This is a genomic window from Thiobacillus sp., assembly GCA_024235835.1.
In the GTDB taxonomy this organism is placed as follows: domain Bacteria; phylum Pseudomonadota; class Gammaproteobacteria; order Burkholderiales; family Thiobacillaceae; genus PFJX01.
Genome location: JACKLQ010000001.1, coordinates 1338271 through 1353181 on the forward strand (window position 1 = coordinate 1338271; position 14911 = coordinate 1353181).

At 64.2% G+C, this 14911-nt stretch carries 17 protein-coding genes; 7 read left to right on the plus strand and 10 right to left on the minus strand.

Annotated elements, in window-relative coordinates; genetic code table 11:
* Positions 1-17: 17 nt before the first annotated feature.
* The 4 genes from H6935_06605 to H6935_06620 all read right to left on the minus strand — a co-directional run bounded on the left by H6935_06605 (position 18) and on the right by H6935_06620 (position 2633).
* Positions 18-608 (minus strand): hypothetical protein, encoded by a 591-nt coding sequence (locus tag H6935_06605; protein MCP5278015.1) that lies wholly within the window; start codon positions 606-608, stop codon positions 18-20.
* A 116-nt stretch (positions 609-724) separates the two neighbouring features.
* Positions 725-1582 (minus strand): PilW family protein, encoded by an 858-nt coding sequence (locus H6935_06610; protein MCP5278016.1) that lies wholly within the window; start codon positions 1580-1582, stop codon positions 725-727.
* On the minus strand, positions 1579-2154 hold the full coding sequence (gene pilV / locus H6935_06615; protein MCP5278017.1) for a type IV pilus modification protein PilV: 576 nt from the start codon (positions 2152-2154) through the stop codon (positions 1579-1581). Before pilV ends, H6935_06610 begins: the two co-directional genes overlap by 4 nt.
* A complete protein-coding gene (locus H6935_06620; protein MCP5278018.1) occupies positions 2145-2633 on the minus strand; it encodes a GspH/FimT family pseudopilin in 489 nt (162 codons plus the stop codon). Before H6935_06620 ends, pilV begins: the two co-directional genes overlap by 10 nt.
* A 222-nt stretch (positions 2634-2855) precedes the next feature.
* Here H6935_06620 and thiO point away from each other — a divergent pair, with 222 nt between their 5' ends.
* The 5 genes from thiO to H6935_06645 all read left to right on the plus strand — a co-directional run bounded on the left by thiO (position 2856) and on the right by H6935_06645 (position 7020).
* The gene (gene thiO, locus H6935_06625) at positions 2856-3938 is read left to right on the plus strand and encodes a glycine oxidase ThiO (protein MCP5278019.1); all 1083 of its coding nucleotides are present in this window, start codon (positions 2856-2858) and stop codon (positions 3936-3938) included.
* A gap of 73 nt (positions 3939-4011) precedes the next feature.
* Complete coding sequence (locus H6935_06630) at positions 4012-4959, plus strand: histidine kinase (GenBank protein ID MCP5278020.1); 948 nt, start codon at positions 4012-4014, stop codon at positions 4957-4959.
* A gap of 55 nt (positions 4960-5014) precedes the next feature.
* The gene (locus H6935_06635) at positions 5015-5440 is read left to right on the plus strand and encodes a transcriptional repressor (GenBank protein ID MCP5278021.1); all 426 of its coding nucleotides are present in this window, start codon (positions 5015-5017) and stop codon (positions 5438-5440) included.
* A gap of 51 nt (positions 5441-5491) precedes the next feature.
* The gene (locus H6935_06640; protein ID MCP5278022.1) at positions 5492-6598 is read left to right on the plus strand and encodes a TRAP transporter substrate-binding protein; all 1107 of its coding nucleotides are present in this window, start codon (positions 5492-5494) and stop codon (positions 6596-6598) included.
* 14 nt (positions 6599-6612) lie between these two features.
* The gene (locus H6935_06645; GenBank protein ID MCP5278023.1) at positions 6613-7020 is read left to right on the plus strand and encodes a c-type cytochrome; all 408 of its coding nucleotides are present in this window, start codon (positions 6613-6615) and stop codon (positions 7018-7020) included.
* A gap of 92 nt (positions 7021-7112) precedes the next feature.
* On the opposite strand, the gene H6935_06650 is transcribed toward H6935_06645, so the two are convergent.
* The 6 genes from H6935_06650 to pmbA form a co-directional block, all read right to left on the minus strand.
* Positions 7113-7457 (minus strand): FKBP-type peptidyl-prolyl cis-trans isomerase, encoded by a 345-nt coding sequence (locus tag H6935_06650; GenBank protein ID MCP5278024.1) that lies wholly within the window; start codon positions 7455-7457, stop codon positions 7113-7115.
* Between the two features lie 63 nt (positions 7458-7520).
* Positions 7521-8204 carry an OmpA family protein gene (locus H6935_06655; GenBank protein MCP5278025.1) on the minus strand — a complete coding sequence of 228 codons (684 nt, stop codon included), beginning with the start codon at positions 8202-8204 and terminating at the stop codon, positions 7521-7523.
* Between the two features lie 84 nt (positions 8205-8288).
* Positions 8289-9680, minus strand: coding sequence for a TRAP transporter large permease subunit (locus H6935_06660; protein MCP5278026.1), 1392 nt, complete (start codon positions 9678-9680; stop codon positions 8289-8291).
* Positions 9677-10216 carry a TRAP transporter small permease subunit gene (locus H6935_06665; protein ID MCP5278027.1) on the minus strand — a complete coding sequence of 180 codons (540 nt, stop codon included), beginning with the start codon at positions 10214-10216 and terminating at the stop codon, positions 9677-9679. Before H6935_06665 ends, H6935_06660 begins: the two co-directional genes overlap by 4 nt.
* 3 nt (positions 10217-10219) lie before the next feature.
* Positions 10220-10840: an arylesterase gene (locus H6935_06670; protein MCP5278028.1), complete on the minus strand. Its 621-nt coding sequence runs from the start codon at positions 10838-10840 to the stop codon at positions 10220-10222.
* A 22-nt stretch (positions 10841-10862) separates the two neighbouring features.
* Entirely contained in the window at positions 10863-12215 is a 1353-nt protein-coding gene (gene pmbA / locus H6935_06675; protein ID MCP5278029.1) for a metalloprotease PmbA, read from the minus strand.
* Between the two features lie 67 nt (positions 12216-12282).
* On the opposite strand from pmbA, the gene H6935_06680 reads away from it, so the two are divergent.
* Both H6935_06680 and H6935_06685 read left to right on the plus strand, forming a co-directional pair.
* A complete protein-coding gene (locus H6935_06680; GenBank protein ID MCP5278030.1) occupies positions 12283-12792 on the plus strand; it encodes a DUF615 domain-containing protein in 510 nt (169 codons plus the stop codon).
* 154 nt (positions 12793-12946) lie between these two features.
* Positions 12947-14902, plus strand: coding sequence for an HDOD domain-containing protein (locus H6935_06685; protein MCP5278031.1), 1956 nt, complete (start codon positions 12947-12949; stop codon positions 14900-14902).
* Positions 14903-14911: the final 9 nt, after the last annotated feature.

Below are 14911 nucleotides of genomic sequence, written 5' to 3' on the forward strand. Positions count from 1 at the left end.
AGTGCCTGAGCGCTAGCTCAGCGCTTGAATACTTCCTGCAGCCAGACCACGGTGTTGGGGTTGGCACCCTGGGCCCGCGCCGTGATCCGATAGAAATATACATCGCCGCCGGTACCCGCAATGTTTTTGCGGAAACCCTCGATGATGTATCGGGGCTGGGCGGAAACCATTGTGATAGCTTGGGCACCTGTAAATGTTCCATAAGCCACGCTAGGAGTGCCGGTCAAAATATTTGCCTCCGTCCATACGGGATTCACATAACCGACCCCACCGGCGACACAACGAGCGTTATCCGCTATGAAACCCTGGTTTTGAAGCTGCCCGCAGGTACATAGGCCATCGTCGGCAGTACCGGCATTGCCGTCCTGATTGCAATTTGGCCAAAACGATTCAGTGCCAACAATTGATCGACTACCAACTCCCAGAAGGTCTCTTTCGGCGTCTCTCAATGCCATTTCGGCGGCCTGAAGGGCCAGGGCCCGGTCTCGCATGTTGCCGGCCATGCGTTCCTCCAGTCCCGCCATGCGCGCCGCCGTAATACCCAGCACGGTGAGCACCACCATGATGACCAGGCCCACCACCAGGGCGGCGCCCCGTTGGCGCCCCATGGCGCTTCCCAGGGCCAGGGCGCGCCCGACCCGCCCTCCGAAGGCGGCATGCACGCCCGGGACGGCCCTTCGCTTGCTCGATGGGGAGTATCCGTTGCGGTGGGGGCTCATGGACATCATGGCGTGTTGGAGATGCGGTTGCGCAGGTTGTAGGTGGCGACGAAGGCCCGGTGCAGGCGGGTGTCGTTGATGGCGGGGAGCGCGACGGTACCGATCAATTCGGTATCCAGGGCATGGGGGCAGTCCAGGGGGGTCTGGCCGCTGGGCGCGAGGCCCTGGTCGGCGGAACGGACCATGACGCACACCTTCGCGGTGACCACGTTGGGCCATTGGACCCCAGTGGGCGTGGAGGTGTAGATGTCCGCGGACTGGTTATTGTCGGAGTCCACCCCATAGATAATTTGGAAGTCCTCGATTTCAGACACTAGGGTCTGGGGCGCGGACGCCACGCCACCTACTGTTCCAGTGCACTGCAAATCATTTCCAACAAGTGCAAAGTCTTCTTGGACCAGCACATTGGCGTCGGCGTTGTCGCCAAGACAGTTGCGACTTTCTCGCAGGCCGTCGCCATTGCTGTCCGGCTGATCCAGTCCTGCATAATATTGGACAGTAAAGGTGTCAGATGTGGTGCCGTTGGTGGAATCATCCGTGCCGTTGATGGCGGTGCAAGCGCCTCCCAGTTCGTCACACTGAGCTGCGTTTTCATTGACGATTTCAGTGATATTGGCGTCAACTCCGGCCAGTCTCAGGCTCCGGCCGATGATCTCCAAGGCGAACCGCCCCGTCTCCTGCACTCGGGCATTGGCCTCCTGCATACGGTAGCTCTGGCGGCTGCCCAGGTAAACGGTGCCGATGCCCAGTACCAATATCAGACCCAGCCCCATGGCGACCAGGAGTTCGATGAGCGACAGGCCAACCTGGCTACGTCGTCCCAAAGGCGCCGCAGCTTGTTTCAGGGAATGGCCATGGGTCATGGCGACACCTCGGTCCTGAAGCAATCGGTGTTCGCAAAGAGAACGTTGCCTAATTCATCCGTACACTGCTTGCCAGCCTGGGGCCAACGAACGGTAATAATAAATACCCGAAGGGCATTTAGGCCGCCACTGCAAGCAGCACCGGGCCCCTGGATACAATCCACGGTGCCTACGCCGCCGGGCAGCAGGAACGCGTTGTTTAGATTCCATTGCCGATGGTCCGTCACCGCCATAGTTGCGGGGGTACAACCCACGTTCCCTACATCTTCGTTAAAACAGTTCGGGTTTACAGGTGTGTTGGCGCCCAAGTTGTCGTAACTGCCCCCGGCCACGCCCGCCAGATTGGCGCGGATACGATCTGCCATGTCATACACCTGCTGGGCCGCGATGCCCCGATAATAGGCTGTTTGGTTATTGCGCAGGCTGGCGGCTTGCAGGCCCGCCAAGCCCAGCAGACCCAGGGACATGACCACGATGGCTACCAGAATCTCCAGCAGGGTGAAGCCCTGTTGCTTCGCGGCGGGGAAAGCCTTCGCTGTTGACGAAGTTATGGAATGTCGGTTCATGGACATTCCGCCGTTCCGGTTGAGGAAGTCACCCTTCCTAATGGCAAAACAACAAGTTGCCTAGCCACAGCCATACCTCGAGTGTCGCAAATCCTGAAGGGATCGTTGTTATCTCCATCTGAGCTAAATCCAGTCGGTTGGAACCTAATTCGCTGTATGGCATCGGCGCGCATGGTGTTATCACCTTCAAGAGGTGCACGTACCTGCAATACCTCATCCGCTCCGTTAACCGTACCGCTTCCATCGTTATCCACGAACACCAACCAGCCAGCATCCCAAGTAGGCCCCCCCGAACAGGTGGCATCATCTTGGCGACTGCATATCGTCACCCGCAACCCGCGCTTGACCGCCTCGCTCTTGGCGTAGGCACAGGCCAGCACAAAATCGTTAGCCTGCCCGGCAAGCCGGTTGTTGCGCAGGAAATCCATGAAGTTGGGGATGGCAAGGGTCATCATGATGGCCGCGATGCTGATGGTGACCAGCAACTCGATCAGGGTGAAACCACCCTGGGGCCTGGAACCGCTTCTTCGCATCCTTGATCGCCCCCAAGCATCTCTATGCATTCGTCCTCCTTTTCCCACGACATCAGCTTATGTTCGCCTCTCGCCCGGGGAAAGCGGGCGACTGACAAACGGCCGTTTGTTCTGGCTGAATGGCCGGGGGCATATCATTGAGTTCGTCGAACCAGAAATTTATCGCAAGTTCTCATGATTCCACACAACCTGGACGCCCTCGTCGTCGGCGCCGGTATCAACGGCCTCCTCTCAGCCCTGAATCTGGCGAGGCAGGGGCTCAAGGTGCGGGTGCTGGACCAGGGTGACATCGCCCGGGAATCCACCTGGGCCGGGGCAGGCATCCTGTCTCCCCTGCTGCCGTGGAACTATGGCGAGGTGGTCAACACCCTGTCCGAACGGGGTCGCGCCCTGTGGCCCGAGCTCGCCCATTGGCTGCTGCAGGAAAGCGGCATCGACCCCGAATACCAGGCCTGCGGCATGCTGGCCATGGGAGATTTCGACATGGACCTGGCCAAGGCATGGTGCGAACGCCATGGCTGGCCCTGCGGGGAGGTATCCGCCTGGGGGGAAATCACGGTGCCTCCCCACATGTCCGCCCTGTGGCTGCCCGAGGTCGCCCAGGCACGCAACCCCCGGGTCGCCCAGGCCCTGCTGGCCGTGGGCGTGCAGATGGGCATCCAGGTCTCGGCAAACCTGGGCGTGACGGACTTCCATATCGGCAACGGCCGCATCGAAAGCGCCAGGACCCCCGATGGCGAAATCCGTGCAGACCGCTACGTGGTGGCAGGCGGCGCCTGGAGCGGAAAGCTGCTGGGAGAGCAGGCCCTGGGCCTGGACATACGGCCGGTCCGGGGCCAGATCCTGCTGTTCAAGGCCACTCCGGGCCTGCTGACCCACATCGTCTACCGGGAAGGCCGCTATCTGGTCCCCCGCCTGGATGGCCACATCCTGGCGGGCAGCACCCTGGAAGAGGCGGGATTCGACAAATCCTGCACCGACGAGGCCAGGGAATCCCTGATGTCTTTCGCGCTGGAGGCTTTCCCTCCCCTGCGGGAGGCTCAGGTCGTGCGCCACTGGTCCGGCCTGCGCCCCGGGTCACCCGGCAACCTGCCCACGGTTTCTCGCCACCCTTCCCTGGAGAACCTCTTCGTCAACAGCGGCCACTTCCGCTACGGCGTCACCATGGCCCCCGCCTCCGCGGAATTGCTCACGGAACTCATGCTCGACCAGCCCACCACCCTGGAAGCCAGGCCCTATGCGTGGCGCCGCCCCTAGCCAAGGGGCTCTTCCCCACGGCAGGTCCACCGCTTTTCCTGATTTCAGGAATCTGGGCATCCTGCTGCGCGGGATGTTGCTGGCCGAAGCGGTCCACTTCGTCCATCACCTGGCCGCCCAGGGCAACCCCGTCCAGGCCCTGCTGGCCATGGCGGGGGGCGTCCCCCTCTACGAGGCCACCCTGCTCGGCACCCTGCTGCTGCTGTTCGCGGCCTCCCCACGCCTGGCAACGATGGCTTTCCGGCAGTCCGCGAGCCTCTGCATCGCCATGGCGGCCGTGGTGGCCATGGCCGTGCATGGCTTTTTCTCCCTCACCCTGCCCGACCCGCAAAGCCAGGGGGTTCTGCTCTCGGGCGTGCTCGCCGCGCTGACGGCCGCCCTGGTCTTCTTCTACTTCCACTGGCGCCAGCTTGCCCTGTCCCCCGCCTTGTCCGATGCACGCCTCATGGCCCTGCAGGCCCGCATCCGCCCCCATTTCCTCTACAACAGCCTGAACACCGTGCTGGGCTTGATCCGGCAGGACCCCCGGCGGGCGGAAAGCGTGCTGGAGAACCTGGCGGACCTGTTCCGGGCCCTCATGGCGGAACCCCGCGTCCTGGTGCCCCTGGAACGGGAACTGGAACTGGCCAAGGCCTATGTTGAGGTGGAGACCATCCGCCTGGGCGACCGGCTACGGGTCGCCTGGCATTGCGACGGCGCGCCCCTGGAGGCGGAGGTCCCCCAGCTCATGCTCCAGCCCCTCATCGAGAACGCGGTCATCCATGGCATCGAACCCAACCCCGAAGGCGGCGAGGTCCATATCAATATCTTCGCGAAAGGCGAGCGGATGCTGCTGGTGGTGCGCAACCCCCTTCTCCCAGCCGCGCCGCGCCGCCCCGGCAATCGCATGGCCCTGGCCAATATCCGCGAACGGCTGGACCTGCATTTCGACGCGGAGGCCCGCATGACCCACTTCACCGCCGGGGGTGAATTCGTGGTGCAGATTGAAATCCCCCTGCGCATTCCAGCCCACCAGGGTTAGACGCAGTTTATTCAGCCTACTAGAATCGTCTTAAACGACTGAGTGGAATGAACCCATGCATAGCGCGCCAGACCAGCCCCTGCTTCGCTCGGAAATCACGGACCGACTGCGCGCCCATGGCATCGCCCCCACCCACCAGCGCGTGCAGATCGCCAGTGTGCTGTTCTCCCGGTGCGAGCATTTTTCCGCCGAACAGATCCTGGAGGCAGTGAACTCGCGCCACAGCGAGACTTCCAAGGCCACGGTTTACAACACCCTCAAGCTGTTCCTGGCAAAGGGTCTGATACGGGAGGTCATCGTGGACCCCAGCAAGGTCTTCTACGACTCCAACGTCCAGCCCCATCACCACTTCTACAACCTCGAAAGCGGTGAATTGACCGACATACCCGCCGACGCGATGCAATTCTCCGGCATGCCCCTGATGCCCTCCGGCATGGTGGCGGAAAGCATCGACGTGATCGTGCGCATCCGGCCCCAGTAACGTCGGGTTGCAAGTTGCACATTCGCATTCAATACCGTTAGGGAGCCCCCCATGCAAAGACGCGCATTCCTGCAGGGTGCCGGCGCCGGCCTGGCCACGTCCGCGGCCCTGGCCCTGCCCGGCTGCGGCAAGCAGGCCGCCACCACCCAGGCAGGCGAGTTGCCCACCATCCATTGGCGCCTGGCCTCCAGCTTCCCCAAGAGCCTTGACACCATCTACGGCGCCGCCGAGGTGCTGGCGGACCGGCTCGGCAAGATCACCAACGGCAGGTTCCAGCTCAAGGTCCATGCCGGCGGCGAACTGGTGCCCGGCCTGCAGGTGCTGGACGCAGTGCAGAACGGCACTGTCGAGTGCGGCCACTCCGCCAGCTACTACTACGTGGGCAAGAACATGGCCTTCGCCTTCGACTGCGCCGTTCCCTTCGGCCTCACCGCCCGGCAGCAGAACGCGTGGATGTACCACGGCGGCGGCATCGAACTGATGCGGGACCTGTTCAAGCAATACAACATCGTCCAGTTCCCGGGCGGCAACACCGGCGTGCAGATGGGAGGCTGGTTCCGCAAGGAAATCCATGCCCTGTCAGACCTGCAGGGCCTGAAGATGCGCATCCCCGGCATCGGTGGCCAGATCATGGCCAAACTGGGCGCGGTGCCCCAGACCCTGGCGGGCGGAGACATCTACCCGGCCCTGGAACGGGGTGCCATCGACGCCGCCGAGTGGGTGGGCCCCTATGACGACGAAAAACTGGGTTTCCACAAGATCGCCCCCCACTACTACTACCCGGGCTGGTGGGAAGGCGGGCCCCAGCTCTCCTTCTTCGTCAACCTGGCCAAATGGAACGAACTGCCGGAAGCCTACCGGCAGGCCTTCGAAACTGCCTGCGTGGAAGCCAACGTGGGCATGCTGGCCCGGTACGACGCCCAGAATCCCCAGGCCCTCATGCGCCTGGTGCAAAAGGGTGTGAAGCTGCACGCCTACCCCAGGGACATCCTGGAAGCCGCCCAGAAGGCCGCCTTCGATCTCTACGAGGAAGAGGCCGCGAAAAATCAGGATTTCGCCCGCATCTACGCTCCCTGGAAGGCCTTCCGCAACGCGGAATTGCAATGGTTCAAGGTGGCCGAGGCCAGCTACGCCAACTTTCTCTATTACAGCCGTTGAAGAAAGGAACTCCCATGCGCATCAAGATCCTGCTATCCCTCCTGGCCCTGGCCACCCTGGCCGCCTGCGGCAAGGACGAGCCCGCCGCACCGGCCGAACAGGCCAGCGCGCCCGAGCCCCTGGCCGCGGCCCCCTCAGCCCCGGCCACGCCAGAAACCGCTGCAGCGGCCTCGGGGAATGAAACCGGTCGCCTCAAATACGGCGGCATATGCGCCGGCTGCCATGGCAAGAACGGCGAAGGCCAGGGCATCTTCCCGAAAGTGGCGGGCCAGTCCGCCGAGGTACTGGCCGCCAAGTTGCGGGACTACAAGGCCGGCAAGCAGATGGGCCAGCAGACCGCCATGATGGCCCCCAACGCCCAGAACCTGAGCGAGGAGGACATCGACGCCCTGGCAGCCTACATGGCCAAGCTGGGCGGCTGACCCTTTCCGGGCTCCAGCCCCCAATGCAAAAGGCCCGGGTCACCGGGCCTTTTGCCTGCAGTGTTGGCTTCAGGCTCAATCCACTGCCAGCTTCATTCCACTGCCAGCAATTCCACCTCGAAGACCAGGGTGGCATTGGGGGGGATGACGCCACCGGCGCCGTAGGCCCCGTAACCCAGGTGGGGGGGAATGGTGAGCTTGCGCTTGCCGCCCACCTTCATGCCCGCCACGCCTTCATCCCAGCCCGGGATCACATGGCCCCGGCCCAGGGGAAAGTCAAAGGGGTCGTTGCGGTCCACGCTGGAATCGAACTTGCTGCCACTGGTCAGCCAGCCGGTGTAATGCACGGTGACCCGGTTCCCCTTGGCGGCCTCGGCGCCCTCGCCCACCACCATATCATCGATGACCAGACCGCTGGATGTCGTAACTTCGGACATGAAAACACTCCAAAAAGAAAAATGGCGCGGCGGGATCCCCCGCCGCGCCGCGGTTTAGAAAAATTACTGCAATACCACCAGGACGACGCGGCGGTTCTGGCTACGGCCCGCCCGGTTCAAGTTGCTGTCCACGGGCGCGCTTTCACCGTAGGAAATGGTGGCCATGCGGTGCAGGGGGATGCCGCCCTTCATGTTCAGATAATTGCGCACGACGTCCGCCCGGGCCTGGCCGAGGCGCAGGTTGGAAGCTTCCTCGCCACGGCTGTCGGTATGACCCTGAATTTCTATGAATACGTTCTTGTCCTCGCTCTTCAGACGGGTGGCGAACTCATCCAGGGCAGCCATGGCCTCCTGGTCCAGCGCCGCGCTGTCCGACTTGAACTTGAGAATGTCATCGGTCATGACCTCTTCGTAAACCAGCCTGCCTTCCGCCAGCCTGCCAGCCTCGGTGGCCCGGTCCAGGGCTTCCCGGGCAGTCCTGGAAAGCTGAGCGATGTCGGCCTCGTTCTTGCTGATGCGGCCGTCGTGGTTGCCCAGGGAGTCCTTCAACTCGGCGTTGGTGGCGGCCTGGGAAGTGGTCAGGTTCTTGAGGGCCACGGCAGTGCGGTCCACCCGGTTATCCACGTTCTTCACTTCTTCCTTCATCGGCCCCATTTGGCCGTGCACGTATTCGTGCACGTATTCCTTGGTGGCGCAGCCCGTGGTCAGGATAGCGCCCAGGGCGGTCACTAATGCGAGTGTTTTCATGCCTCACCTCATTTACAAAATGTAAGTCACTGATTCCAGTCTAACTTAACGACATATTCCCACAATATCTTTAATTTTTTCACATCACGTGCCTGGCGGCAGATAACTGGAGTCCGGCACATCCAGGTGAAACTCCACCGGGGCCGCCTTCGCCTGGGGCCGCTCGTCCAGCACCAGCTCCGGGAAGTTCATGACGACGATCACCATGACGATCTGGATCAACACGAAGGGAATGGCGCCCCAGTAAATGTCCGTGGTCTTCACCTCCCGGGGGGCCACGCTGCGCAGGTAGAAAAGGGAAAAGCCGAAGGGCGGGTGCATGAAGGAGGTCTGCATGTTGATGCCCAGCAGAACCCCGAACCACACCAGGTCGATGCCCAGCTTGGCGGCCACCGGCGCCAGCAGGGGGACGATGATGAAGGCGATCTCGAAGAAGTCCAGGAAGAACGCCAGCAGGAACACCAGCAGGTTCACAACGATGAGGAAGCCCAGTTCGCCGCCGGGCAGGCCGGTGAGCAGTCCCTCCACCCAGGTGTCCCCGTCCAGCAACTGGAACACCAGGGAAAACACGGTGGAGCCGATGAGGATGAAAATGACGAAACTGGTGAGCCGGGCGGTGGAATCCATGGCCTGCCTGAGCAGATCCAGATTCAGACGGCGCTTCATCAGGGCCAGGACCAGCGCCCCCGTGGCCCCCATGGCGCCCCCTTCGGTGGGCGTGGCAATGCCCAGGAAAATGGTGCCCAGCACCAGGAAGATGAGCACCAGGGGCGGTGCCATGGACGCCAGGGCCTTGCTCCAAAGCGCGGCGCCCTGGAAGCTGCGGGCCGCCTTCGGCAGGGCCGGCGCGGCCCCGGGTCGAACCAGGCTCACCGCGAACACATAGGCGAAATACAGGGCCATCAGCACCAGGGCCGGCATGAGGGCGCCCCGGTACATATCCCCCACGGACACCCCCAGCTGATCCGCCAGCACGATGAGCACCAGGGAGGGAGGAATGATCTGGGCCAGGGTGCCGGAAGCGGCGATGACCCCCGTGGCCAGTCGCTTGTCGTAGCCGTAGCGCAGCATGATGGGCAGGGAGATGAGGCCCATGGCGATGACCGAAGCGGCCACCACGCCGGTGGTGGCCGCCAGCAGGGCCCCCACGAACACCACCGCGTAGGCCAGCCCGCCCCGGATGGGCCCGAACAGCTGGCCCAGGCTGTCCAGCAGTTCCTCCGCCATGCCGCTGCGTTCCAGGATCAGGCCCATGAAGGTAAAGAAGGGAATGGCCAGCAGGGTGGCGTTGGACATGATGCCGAACACCCGGTCCGGCAGGGCCTGCATCTGCTCGAAGCCCAGGAAGCCCATCTGGCTGCCGATGAAGGCGAACAGCAGACCGTTGGCCGCCAGGGAAAAAGCCACCGGGTAGCCCAGCAGCAGGAACACCACCAGGCCGAAGAACATCAGGGGGGCCATGAACTCCAAGCTCATGCCACCTCCTCGCCATGCTCTTCCTGCAAGGGCATGCCGCCCCACAACACGCCGGCCCGCTTGATCACCTCGGACACCCCCTGCAACCACAGCAGGGAGAAGCCCAGCGGAACTGCCAGCTTGATGGGCCAGCGCAGCAGCCCCCCCGCGTCGGGAGAGGTCTCGTCCACGGCATAGGAGGCCAGGAAGAAATCCCATCCCAGCCAGGCGATGATGCCGCTCATGGGCAGGAGGAACAGCAGCCCCCCCAGCAGGTCCACCCAGGCCCTGGTCCGGGGGGTGAAGCGGCCATACAGAACGTCGATGCGCACGTGGCCGTTGTGCTTCAGGGTGTAGCCCGCCCCCAGCAGGAAGATGAGGCCGAACAGATACCACTGGATCTCCAGCCAGGCGTTGGAACTGGCGTTGAGGCCGTAGCGCACCATGGCGTTGCCAGCCGAAATGAGGGTGGCGGCCAGCACCAGCCAGATCACCAGGCGCCCCACCCGCTCGTTGAGGGCATCGATGCCCCGGGAAATCTTGAGCAGGAAATCCATGGGCTAGACCGCTCCCGCCTTGCGCAGCATTTCGGCCAGGCGCTGGGCCACCACGCTGTAGCCCCGGCCGTTGGCGTGGATGGGATCGGACTTTAGTCTGGGGTCCTTGAGCACCTCGTTGAACACGTCACCTTCGTAGGGCAGGCCGAATTCGGCAGCGATCTCGGCATAGAAGGCCGGCGCTCCGGTGAAAAGACCCAGTTCGGGCACGCCGATGAGGGCCACTTCCACGCCCCGCTCCCTGGCAAGACGCACCATGGCACGCAGGTTGTCCGCGGTGAGGGCTCCATCCTGGCGACGCAGGATGTCGTTGCCGCCGAGGCAGAGCAACAGCAAACGGGGCTTGTGCTCCGCCAGGGCCCCGGGCAGGCGGGACAGGCCTTCCGCCGTGGTCTCGCCCGGCACGCCGGCATTGACCACCGGGCGGCCGATGATGGCCTGGAGCTGGGCCGGATAGGACTCTTCCAGGGCAGCGCCCGTGCCGCGGGTCAGGCTGTCGCCAAAGGCCAGCACCACATCCCCCTGGGCCAGGGGGGACAGGCGGGGCGAGGAGCCGCCGCAGGCGACCAGCAGGCCGGCCAGGAATAACCCCGGCAGCCAGGCCAGGAAGCGGTATGCCGCGATGCCCAAGCTCGGAGCCGCCGGTTCAGTTGCCCGCCACGGTCATGTGGTCGATGAGGATGGAGCCCACCCGCCGCGAACCCCGGGTTTCCACGTCGCAGCCCACGGCGGCGATGCCCTGGAACATGTCCTTGAGGTTGCCGGCAATGGTGATCTCTTCCACCGGATAGGCGATCTCGCCGTTCTCCACCCAGAAGCCCGCCGCGCCCCGGGAGTAGTCTCCCGTCACCATGTTGAGGCCGTGGCCCAGCAGTTCCGTCACCAGCAGGCCCGTGCCCATCTTCTTCAGCAGGGCGCCGAAGTCCTCCCCCGTGGAGGGGACGATGAGGTTGTGGTTGCCCCCGGCATTGCCGGTGCTCGCCATGCCCAGCTTGCGGGCGCTGTAGCTGGAGAGGAAATAGCCCTCCGCCACGCCGTCCCGCACCACGTCACGGTCCCGGGTGGCCACGCCTTCCGAGTCGAAGGGGGACGAGGCCAGGCCCCGGGGCAGGAAGGGCCGCTCCTGTATCTGCATGAAGGCGGGGAAGACCTGGCTGCCCAGGCTGTCCAGCAGGAAGGAGGACTTGCGGTACAGATGGCCGCCGGACACCGCCGAGACGTAGCTGGCGATGAGGCCCGTGGCAATGGGGGCCTCGAACAGCACGGGACACTGGCGGGTGGACAGTTGTCGTGCATTCAGGCGCCGCACGGTGCGCTCCCCCGCCCGGCGGCCCACGGCCGCCACGGCATCCAGGTCCGCCGCGGCCCTGGCCGTGGTGTACCAGTAGTCCCGCTGCATGCCGCCGCCGGGGTTGCCAGTATCCTCGGCGATGACGGCGCAGGAGAGGCTTTGACGGCTGGTGGGGTACCCCCCCGCGAAGCCCAGGCTGTTGGCGTAGACGAAGCGGGAGTTCTGGCTGGAGAAGGAACCGCCTTCGGAATTGTTGATGCGGGGGTCCACCTCCATGGCCGCCGCCTCGCAGGCCCGGGCCAGTTCCGTGGCCTCTTCCACGCCTATGGCCCAGGGGTGGAAGAGGTCCAGATCCGTGGTATCCCTGGCCAGCAGTTCCGCATCAGCCAGGCCCGCGCAGTCGTCCTCGGCGGTGAAACGGGCGATGCTCAGGGCCTTTTCCACCGTGCGCGCCAGGGCATCGGCGGAAAAATCCGAGGTGGAGGCGTGGCCCCGGCGCTGGCCCAGATAGACGGTCACTCCGACGCCCTTGTCCCGGTTGTGCTCGATGGTCTCCACCTGGCCCTGGCGAACGGAAACGGAAAGGCCACTGCCTTCCGACACCTCCGTTTCGGCGGCGCTCGCCCCCCCCTGGCGGGCCAGGTCCAACACCTGGCGGGCCAGATCGGTCAAGGCTTGGGACGTGAAGCTGAATGGGGTGTCGGACACGGTGAAATCCGGGTGGTGGATGAGAAGGTCGCTATCATACCAACCCTTCACATTTCAGCCCTTCGCCATGGAAGACGAGGATTTCCAGGAATACAGCGGCCCCAGCAAGAGCCAGCGCAAACGGGAGGCCAACGCCTTGCAGGACATGGGCAAGGAACTGGTCAAGCTATCCAGGGACCGCCTGGAAAAACTGGATCTTCCCGATGCCCTGCGGGCCGAGGTGATGGAAGCCAAGCGCATCACCAGCCACGGCGCCATCCGCCGCCAGATGCAGCTGATCGGCAAGCTCATGCGGGACGTGGACGCGGACGCCATTGCCGAACAACTGGCCGAGATCCGGGGCGAATCCAATGTTGCCAAGGCCGCCTTCCATGCCCTGGAGCAATGGCGGGACCGGCTCCTTCAGGATGACGAGGCCGTGACCCAATGGCTCGCACTGTACCCGGACACCGACGCCCAACCCCTGCGCCAGCTCATCCGAAATGCCCGCCGGGAAGCGGCGGAAAGCAAGCCGCCCAAGTCCAGCCGGGCTCTTTTCAGGCTGCTGCGGGACGTGGCCAGGGAAAAGGTCGACTGAAAGGCCACCACACTTGTCGGTATTCTTTACACCCCCACCCAGCCCCCCCCGAGAGCGCACATAAACCACTGATCCCATTGGTTTTTGTCTGCGCCAAAACAAGGCACAAAGCTTGCTTTGTCATGGGGCACACCCTTAGAAGCATTTCCTTCCCATGGCTAGATCATCCACCAAGCTCCTAGCAGGCGCTTCGCCCGTTGCCGAGCTCAGGTGCGTCAGCCATCCTGGCGTGCTGGCCCACCTCCTGGCCGGGCTCGGAGGCAGCCAGACCATGACCCAGGAGCTCCGCCGCCTGCTTTTCCTGGACCCCGCCCTCTGCCTCCATACCCTCCGCGCAGTGGCGGGCATCCATCCCAACGCCCTGCTGGCGGAAATGGACCTGGACAGGACCCTGGAGCGGCTTGGCACCCATACCCTGAAGCAGCTGGCCCTGGGCGGGGCGGTAGCCCAACTCATGGCCGGGGGCGACAAGGGAGGCAGCCTGGACCAGGTCTGGCACCAGGCCGTGGCCACCGCCGTGCTGTGCCGGGACCTGGCCGAGGCCCAGGGCTACAGCAACCTGCAAGAGGCCTGGCTGGCGGGCCTGTTGACCCACCTACCCAACTTCGCACGCAACGCCGAGAACCCGGAGGCCGCCCGCCTGGCCTGCCTGGCCCAGGTGGAACGCATCCCCCTTCGCAGCTTCCTGCCGGACGTGCTGCGCTACCTGGACGAACCTGCCGAACGGCTACGGGATGCGGCATTGCTGGTACGTTGCGCCCTGGCGGCCCACCGGCTGTTGCCCGGTCTCAGCCGGGATCCCATTTCCCCCCCGGCCGACGGGGTTTTCCTGTCCCAACCCTTATCTACAGAAACGCTTAGGGAAATGCTGCATAACGCCAAGAAGAACACTGAAGAACTCACCAAGACGATCCAGGCCATCCCGCCCGATGAAGTTGCTACGGAGATCCTGCGCTACGGCCGCCTGGAATCGGCGGCGGACACCCGGAGCGGCGGCACCCTGGCCGCCATCGCCGCCCTGGCCAGCAGCCTGGCCGCGGAGGAAGGCCTGTACGACCCCACCTACCTGGCCCTGGACAAGCGCACCAGCAGCCTGGTGTCCCAGCCCCTGGGCAACCTGGTCCCGCCAGCCATCAGCCTGCGCATGGAAGGCAGCAACACCGCCGCCGTGCGCGCCCTGTTCACGCGCAGCTGCGTGGTGGCCTACGCCGACGCCAGCGACACGGCCCTGCTGGACCTGCAGCTGATCCGACAGGCCAATGCCGAAGGCCTGGCGGCCTTGCCCGTGGGGGAAGGCGGCAGCCGCGGCGTGCTGCTGGTATGCGGCGACCGGGATGCCCTGGAAAAGCTGGCCTCGGACCCGCGGCATTACACGCGCCTGGGGGAACTGGCCGGCAAGGCCCCCGTGGCCCCCATCGTGGTGGAAGCGGGCACTGGCGGTGCGGTGGACGTCCTCACCGGCCGGGTGCGGCGCGCGGCCCACGAGGTGAACAATCCCCTGGGCATCATCAAGAATTACCTGGCCATCCTCAAGGTGAAGCTGGGGGACGACGCCCCCATCGTCGATGAACTGCGCATCATCCATGAGGAACTGGACCGCATCGTGCGCATCGTGCGTGGCATGCTGCAGGAGGACGTGGAACCTGGTGACCTGAGCGAAGATTCGGACATCAATACCCTCATCGATGACATGGTCAAGGTCACCGCCCCCACCTGGCATGCCAAGGGGGTACGCATCGACACCGCGCTGGCCCCCGCCCTGCCCCGACTGCCCCATGACCGGGACAAGCTCAAGCAGATCATTCTCAACCTGCTGCTCAATGCCCTGGAGGCCACTCCGGACGGAGGCACCGTGCGACTGGAAACCGCCGCCGTCACCAACCAGCGGCGGGAACGTTTCCTGGAAATACAGGTAGCCGATTCCGGCCCAGGCATCCCCCCGGAGCGCATGGACGCGCTATTCGAACCGGTGCACACGGAAAAGGGCGAAGGCCATGCCGGCCTGGGCTTGTCCATCGTCAAGAACCTGACCGAATCCCTGGAGGGAAATATCACTTACAAGAGCAACACTTCGGGCACCACCTTCCAGATATCATTGCCCCTTGCATGAAAGCGCGCA